Below are 6,940 nucleotides of genomic sequence, written 5' to 3' on the forward strand. Positions count from 1 at the left end.
AACGGCGCATGCTACGGGACGTCAGGTTTGCGGCTGCCACCGGGGTGGGTACGCAGAAGGGCCCCGCGCCGCCGAAGCGGTGCGGGGCCCTTCCGAGCAGCTCTGTCGAGCTACCAGGTCAAACCACCGAAGTTCGTGAGAACTTACTTGGTGATCTTGACGACCTGGCCGGCGCCGACGGTCCGGCCACCCTCACGGATGGCGAACTTGAGGCCCTCCTCCATGGCGATCGGCTGGATCAGCGCGACCGACATGGCGGTGTTGTCGCCCGGCATGACCATCTCGGTGCCCTCGGGGAGGGTCACGACGCCGGTCACGTCCGTGGTACGGAAGTAGAACTGCGGGCGGTAGTTGTTGAAGAACGGGGTGTGACGGCCACCCTCGTCCTTCGACAGGATGTAGGCCTGGGCCTCGAACTCGGTGTGCGGCGTGACCGAACCGGGCTTGATGATGACCTGGCCGCGCTCGACGTCCTCGCGCTTGATGCCACGGAGGAGCAGACCGACGTTCTCACCGGCCTGGCCCTCGTCGAGCAGCTTGCGGAACATCTCGATGCCGGTGACCGTGGTGGTGGTCTTCTCGGTCTTGATGCCGATGATGTCGACGGTCTCGTTGACCTTGAGGACACCACGCTCGATACGACCGGTGACGACGGTGCCACGACCGGTGATCGTGAAGACGTCCTCGATCGGCATCAGGAACGGCTTGTCGACGTCACGCTCGGGCTGCGGGATGGCCTCGTCGACGGCGTGCATGAGGCCGAGCAGCTTCTCGCCCCACTCCTTGTCGCCCTCGAGCGCCTTGAGCGCCGAGACGCGGACGACCGGCAGGTCGTCGCCCGGGAACTCGTACTCGGTGAGGAGCTCACGAACCTCGAGCTCGACGAGCTCCAGGATCTCCTCGTCGTCCACCATGTCGGCCTTGTTCAGGGCGACGACGATGTACGGAACGCCGACCTGGCGGGCCAGGAGCACGTGCTCCTTGGTCTGCGGCATCGGGCCGTCGGTGGCGGCGACCACGAGGATGGCGCCGTCCATCTGCGCGGCACCCGTGATCATGTTCTTGATGTAGTCCGCGTGACCGGGGCAGTCGACGTGCGCGTAGTGACGCGACTCGGTCTGGTACTCGACGTGCGCGATCGAGATCGTGATACCGCGCTGGCGCTCCTCGGGAGCCTTGTCGATCTGGTCGAAGGCCGAGGCCTCGTTCAGGTCCGGGTACGCGTCGTGCAGCACCTTGGTAATGGCGGCCGTGAGGGTCGTCTTACCGTGGTCGATGTGACCGATGGTGCCGATGTTGACGTGCGGCTTAGTCCGCTCGAACTTTGCCTTCGCCACTTGATCCTCCTGCGGAGTGGTTCTGTACGCCTTGCTTCATCGGCGCCAGGTGATCTTTGCTGGGATGCCAGTCGCCGGGGCCCGTTCCTCCGGGTTCCGGGGCGAAACCCCGGCGACTGGTGTCAAGCCTAAAGCGTGAACTCGGGAGAGTTACTCGCCCTTGGCCTTCGCGATGATCTCCTCGGCGACGTTCCGCGGAACCTCGGCGTAGGAGTCGAACTGCATCGAGTAGCTTGCGCGACCCGAGGTCTTGCTGCGGAGGTCTCCGACGTAGCCGAACATCTCCGAGAGGGGCACGAGGCCCTTCACGACGCGAGCGCCGCTGCGCTCCTCCATGGCCTGGATCTGGCCACGGCGGGAGTTGATGTCGCCGATGACCTCACCCATGTAGTCCTCGGGCGTGGTGACCTCGACGGACATCATGGGCTCGAGGATGACCGGGGAGGCCTTGCGCGCGGCCTCCTTGAAGGCCTGCGAACCGGCGATCTTGAACGCGAGCTCGGAGGAGTCGACCTCGTGGTAGCCACCGTCGAGAAGGATGACGCGGACGCCAGTCATCTCGTAGCCGGCCAGGATGCCGAACTGCATGGCCTCCTGCGCACCGGCGTCGACCGAAGGGATGTACTCCTTCGGGATGCGGCCACCGGTGACCTTGTTCACGAACTCGTACGAGGCGTCGCCACCCTCGATGGGCTCGATCGCGATCTGCACCTTGGCGAACTGACCGGTACCACCGGTCTGCTTCTTGTGGGTGTAGTCCAGTCGCTCGACGGCCTTGCGGATCGTCTCGCGGTACGCGACCTGCGGCTTGCCGACGTTCGCCTCGACCTTGAACTCGCGACGCATGCGGTCGACGAGGATGTCGAGGTGAAGCTCGCCCATACCACCGATGATGGTCTGGCCGGTCTCCTCGTCCGAGTGGACCTGGAAGGAGGGGTCCTCCTCCGCGAGACGCTGGATGGCTACACCCAGCTTCTCCTGGTCACCCTTGGACTTGGGCTCGATGGCGACCTGAATGACCGGCGCCGGGAAGTCCATGGACTCCAGGATGACCGGGTTCTTGTCGTCACACAGCGTCTCACCGGTGGTGGTCTGCTTGAGGCCCATGACGGCGACGATGTCGCCGGCGCCCACCGAGTCGATCTCCTCACGCTTGTTCGCGTGCATGCGGTAGATCTTGCCGATGCGCTCCTTCTTGCCCTTGACGGAGTTCAGCACCGCGGTGCCGGCCTCCAGGCGACCGGAGTAGATCCGGACGAAGGTGAGCTTGCCGAGGTGCGGGTCGCTCGCGATCTTGAACGCGAGGGCCGACAGCGGCTCGTCGTCGGAAGGCTTGCGCTTCACGACGAGCTCGGCGTCCTTGACGTCGTGGCCCTCGATGGCCTCGACGTCGAGGGGGGACGGGAGGTAGCGAACGACCGCGTCGAGCAGGGGCTGAACACCCTTGTTCTTGAACGCGGTGCCACAGAACACCGGGGTGACCGTGGTCTCGCCACCCTTGCCCGAGGCAATGGTGATGCGACGGATCGCGGCGTAGAGCTGCTCCTCGGTGGGCTCGGTGCCCTCGAGGAAGAGCTCCATGAGCTCCTCGTCGTTCTCGGCGACGGCCTCGATGAGCTTGCCGCGCCACTCCTCGGCGAGCTCGGTGTGCGTGGCCGGGATGTCGACGACGTCGTACATCTCGCCCTTGCTGGCCTCGGCGGACCAGACGAGCGCCTTCATGCGGACGAGGTCGACGACGCCCTGGAAGTCCATCTCGGCGCCGATCGGGAGCTGCATGACGATCGGGGTCGCGCCGAGGCGGTCCACGATCATGTCGACGCAGCGGAAGAACTCGGCACCGGTCCGGTCGAGCTTGTTGACGAAGCAGATACGCGGAACGCCGTAGCGGTCCGCCTGACGCCAGACGGTCTCGGACTGGGGCTCGACGCCGGCCACGCCGTCGAACACGGTGACAGCACCGTCGAGCACGCGGAGCGAACGCTCCACCTCGACGGTGAAGTCGACGTGGCCCGGCGTGTCGATGATGTTGATCGTGTGATCGACGTCCTCGAGCGGCCAGTGGCAGGTGGTGGCAGCAGAGGTGATCGTGATGCCACGCTCCTGCTCCTGCTCCATCCAGTCCATCGTGGCAGCGCCGTCGTGGACCTCACCGATCTTGTACGAGACGCCGGTGTAGAACAGGATCCGCTCGGTGGTGGTCGTCTTGCCCGCGTCGATGTGCGCCATGATGCCGATGTTGCGCACCTTGGCAAGGTCAAGCGAAGTGGTAGCCATATCGGCTCAGTCTTCTCTCGGTCTCGATGTGGGTTGCGACTACCAGCGGTAGTGCGCGAAGGCCTTGTTGGACTCGGCCATCTTGTGCGTGTCCTCGCGCTTCTTGACCGCAGCACCGAGGCCGTTCGAGGCGTCGAGGAGCTCGTTCATGAGGCGCTCGGTCATGGTCTTCTCGCGACGGGCGCGGGAGTAACCGACGAGCCAGCGGAGGGCCAGCGTGGACGCGCGGCCCGGCTTGACCTCGATCGGCACCTGGTAGGTGGCGCCACCGACACGGCGGGACTTGACCTCGAGGGACGGCTTGACGTTCTCGAGAGCGCGCTTCAGCGTGACGACCGGGTCAGCACCGGTCTTCTCGCGGAGGCCCTCCATGGCGCCGTACACGATGCGCTCGGCGGTGGAACGCTTGCCGTCCAGCAGGATCTTGTTGATCAGCGAGGTGACAAGAGGAGAGCTGTAGACCGGGTCGATGATGACCGGGCGCTTCGGGGCGGGGCCCTTACGAGGCATTCTTACTTCTCCTTCTTGGCGCCGTAGCGGCTGCGAGCCTGCTTACGGTTCTTGACGCCCTGCGTGTCGAGGGAACCGCGGATGATCTTGTAACGAACACCCGGCAGGTCCTTCACGCGGCCACCGCGGACGAGCACGATCGAGTGCTCCTGCAGGTTGTGGCCCTCACCCGGGATGTAGGCCGTGACCTCGATGCCCGAGGTCAGACGCACACGCGCGACCTTACGGAGGGCCGAGTTCGGCTTCTTCGGGGTGGTCGTGAACACACGCGTGCAGACGCCGCGGCGCTGAGGGGAACCCTCGAGTGCGGGCGTCTTGTTCTTCTCGACCTTGTCCTGCCGGCCCTTACGGACCAGCTGCTGGATCGTAGGCACTACTTCTCCGGTTTCTGTGTGCCGTCGGTAAAACTAACCTGGAACATCGCCGACCCACGCGGTCGGGTGTGTCGAATCCAGCGACCCCCCGCCAGAGGCGGAGAGGGGCGCTGATTGCGGCGGCCGATGTCGGACTCGGTCTGCGGTTGAAGACACGCATACGAGTCCGGGCACACCCCAGGCACAAGGCATGAGCGTACCTATCGCATGGACTCCGGTCAAAACAAATGCCCACGCGCAGGCCGGTCCGGGCGACACGGGCGGGCGTCACCCGGACGGGCAGGCGGCACGACGGGGCGGCGGGCGCGCGGGTCAGTCCTGGGCGGCACGGCGGGACTCGCCCGCGCCGCGCACGTCGGAGCCCTCCGCGTCGGGCTCCAGGAACTGCGTGACGACCTTCACGAAGACGTCCATCCGCTCGTCGGGGACACCGAGCCAGCGGGCGAAGTCCTCCATGGTCGGCTGCCAGTCGTTCGGCGCCAGGAGGTCCTCCGCGAGCGGCAGCTCCTCGGGGGTGACCCGGCCGGACCGGATGAGCATGTCACGGACGGAGACCCCGAGGAGCGGGGCGATCCTGCGCATGGTCTCCAGGTCGGGCATGCTCTGCCGCTGCAGCAGCCGGGTCACGGCGGCACGGTGCACTCCGGCCTCGTCCGCGATCCGGGACTTCCCTCCGCCGCGGGGGCTGTCGATGTCGTAGCCGCGCGCTCGCATCAGCCGCTCGACCCAGCCTGCGAACGCGTCGAGCCCTTGAGTGCTCATGTGTGTACCGCTCCCTTAACTCCCCCACCTTTCGGGCCCCTCACTTTAGCGTGCTTGCGCGCACGGAATTACGTGCTTTCGGGCACGCAATCGTGTCGAATCGGTGAAGGGGCCCCCACAAAGGTAGTTGCGAGCTCGCACGCAACATGTCAGTGTTCTCGCCGCCGCACTCGTCGGCCTCCTGAGTCCCAGGGGCCCCACCGGCCCCAGGGGCGTCTGGGGCCCCGGAACGTGGAGAACCTCCTTGCACCAGTACGACTCCTCCCCATGGCAGGCCGCCGCCGCGTGTGCCGACCTCTCCCCGTCCGTCGTGTTCTCACGCCGCGGCAAAGAGGCGGCCCCGGCCCTGCGCGCCTGCGCCGCCTGCCCCGTCCGCCGCGAGTGCGAGACGGCCGTCGCCCCCGCCGAGAGCTGGTTCGACGGCGTCTGCGCCGGCCGCCTGTGGCGCAACGGACGCCCGGTGAAGCCCCGCCGCCGCCGCGGCGAGCCGGCCCCGGCGGACGCCGCCGCCGAGCCGACCGCCGGCACCGCCCTCGCCGCCCTCACCGACCACGCCGCCCTGGACGCCGCCGGCGCCGCCCTCGCCGGAGGCGACCGTGGCTGAGCACGCGACCGGCGGCCCCGCCGACGAGCGCGTGGTGCGGGACATCGTGCTCTGGACCGCCTCCCTCGCCCGCCAGTTCCCCGAGCTCGCCGAGGAGCTCGCCCCCGGCCGCCGCTCCCCCGCCGGGACCGCGCCCACCGCCCCCCACCCGGGGCGGGACGAGCTGATCCGCGCCGAGCGCCGCGAGGCACTGCTGCTCGAACAGCGGCACGGCCTCTCCGTACCGGGCCACGGCGCCGCCCCGATCCGGCTGCACATCTCCGACGCGATCCGCGACATCACCGACGGCGTGGTGGAGCTGGAGGAGGCCGTCTGCGCCCGGCTCGGACTGCCCCGGCCGCGGCGGGCGGGCGTCGTGGAGCGCCTGCGCCGGGTCACCGGCACGCTCGACACGATCGCCGCCCACCCGGTGCTGGCCCGGCACGTGCGGGACGAGATCCGCCGGATGGCCCGCCGCTGCGCGCGGACGCTGGGCGACGCGGAGACCGTCGTCCGGGTGTCGGGGCGCTGCCCCTGGTGCGACTCGGTGTCGCTGCGGGCCTTCCCGGACCGGCGGGCGGTGCTGTGCGTGAACCCGGCCTGCCTGTGCACGGACGGGGCCTGCGGTTGCCAGGACGACCCGGCCTACCGGCACCTGTGGCCGGAGGACGCGTGGGCGGAGCTGGCGGACGCGTCGGGCGCGCGGACGGACGAGATCGAAGCGGCGATGGACGACACGAAGGAGACCTCATGCTGAGCTCGACCGCGCTTTCCCTGCCGGCGCTGATCCCGGGCCCGCTCGCCGCCGTGGAGGCGGGGGTCGCCCCGGCGACGATCCGCAAGTGGGTCCAGCTGGGCCACCTGGTGGCCGCGGGCAGGGCCGGCCGGGCCCAGCTGTTCCGCCTGGAGGACGTCTTCGCCGCCGAACGAGCGGCCCGCCGCCGCCCACGTACCGCCTGAAAGCCCCGGACCCCCGGAGCCCCGGCCCCCCGGGAACGCCGAAGCGCCCCGTGTCTCGACCCGAGACACGGGGCGGAGGGGTTTGGCGGGGGGGGCCGGGGTGACGGGGTACCCCCCCCAACCCAGCCCCCAAAAAG

8 protein-coding genes are annotated in these 6,940 nt (G+C 68.5%); 3 read left to right on the forward strand and 5 right to left on the reverse strand.

All coding sequences use genetic code 11. From position 1 onward, the window contains the following. Positions 1-143: 143 nt before the first annotated feature. The 5 genes from tuf to AB0Q96_RS16905 form a co-directional block, all read right to left on the reverse strand. On the reverse strand, positions 144-1,337 hold the full coding sequence (gene tuf / locus AB0Q96_RS16885; RefSeq protein ID WP_046908240.1) for an elongation factor Tu: 1,194 nt from the start codon (positions 1,335-1,337) through the stop codon (positions 144-146). 150 nt (positions 1,338-1,487) lie between these two features. Next, on the reverse strand, positions 1,488-3,614 hold the full coding sequence (fusA, locus tag AB0Q96_RS16890) for an elongation factor G (protein WP_365326023.1): 2,127 nt from the start codon (positions 3,612-3,614) through the stop codon (positions 1,488-1,490). A gap of 39 nt (positions 3,615-3,653) precedes the next feature. Then, positions 3,654-4,124: a 30S ribosomal protein S7 gene (gene rpsG / locus AB0Q96_RS16895; RefSeq protein ID WP_329423203.1), complete on the reverse strand. Its 471-nt coding sequence runs from the start codon at positions 4,122-4,124 to the stop codon at positions 3,654-3,656. A gap of 2 nt (positions 4,125-4,126) precedes the next feature. Further along, the gene (gene rpsL / locus AB0Q96_RS16900; protein ID WP_003948652.1) at positions 4,127-4,498 is read right to left on the reverse strand and encodes a 30S ribosomal protein S12; all 372 of its coding nucleotides are present in this window, start codon (positions 4,496-4,498) and stop codon (positions 4,127-4,129) included. Positions 4,499-4,810: 312 nt separating this feature from the next. Next, positions 4,811-5,260: a helix-turn-helix transcriptional regulator gene (locus tag AB0Q96_RS16905; RefSeq protein WP_365326025.1), complete on the reverse strand. Its 450-nt coding sequence runs from the start codon at positions 5,258-5,260 to the stop codon at positions 4,811-4,813. A gap of 244 nt (positions 5,261-5,504) precedes the next feature. On the opposite strand from AB0Q96_RS16905, the gene AB0Q96_RS16910 reads away from it, so the two are divergent. From AB0Q96_RS16910 to AB0Q96_RS16920, 3 genes are read left to right on the forward strand one after another with little or no spacing between them, the layout of a single operon-like run. Beyond that, entirely contained in the window at positions 5,505-5,864 is a 360-nt protein-coding gene (locus AB0Q96_RS16910) for a WhiB family transcriptional regulator (protein ID WP_365326027.1), read from the forward strand. Continuing rightward, on the forward strand, positions 5,857-6,600 hold the full coding sequence (locus AB0Q96_RS16915; RefSeq protein ID WP_365326029.1) for a hypothetical protein: 744 nt from the start codon (positions 5,857-5,859) through the stop codon (positions 6,598-6,600). Before AB0Q96_RS16910 ends, AB0Q96_RS16915 begins: the two co-directional genes overlap by 8 nt. Next, positions 6,594-6,803 carry a hypothetical protein gene (locus AB0Q96_RS16920; protein ID WP_365326032.1) on the forward strand — a complete coding sequence of 70 codons (210 nt, stop codon included), beginning with the start codon at positions 6,594-6,596 and terminating at the stop codon, positions 6,801-6,803. Before AB0Q96_RS16915 ends, AB0Q96_RS16920 begins: the two co-directional genes overlap by 7 nt. The last annotated feature ends 137 nt before the right edge of the window (positions 6,804-6,940 follow it).

Source organism: Streptomyces sp. NPDC093111, assembly GCF_040683955.1.
In the GTDB taxonomy this organism is placed as follows: Bacteria; Actinomycetota; Actinomycetes; order Streptomycetales; family Streptomycetaceae; genus Streptomyces.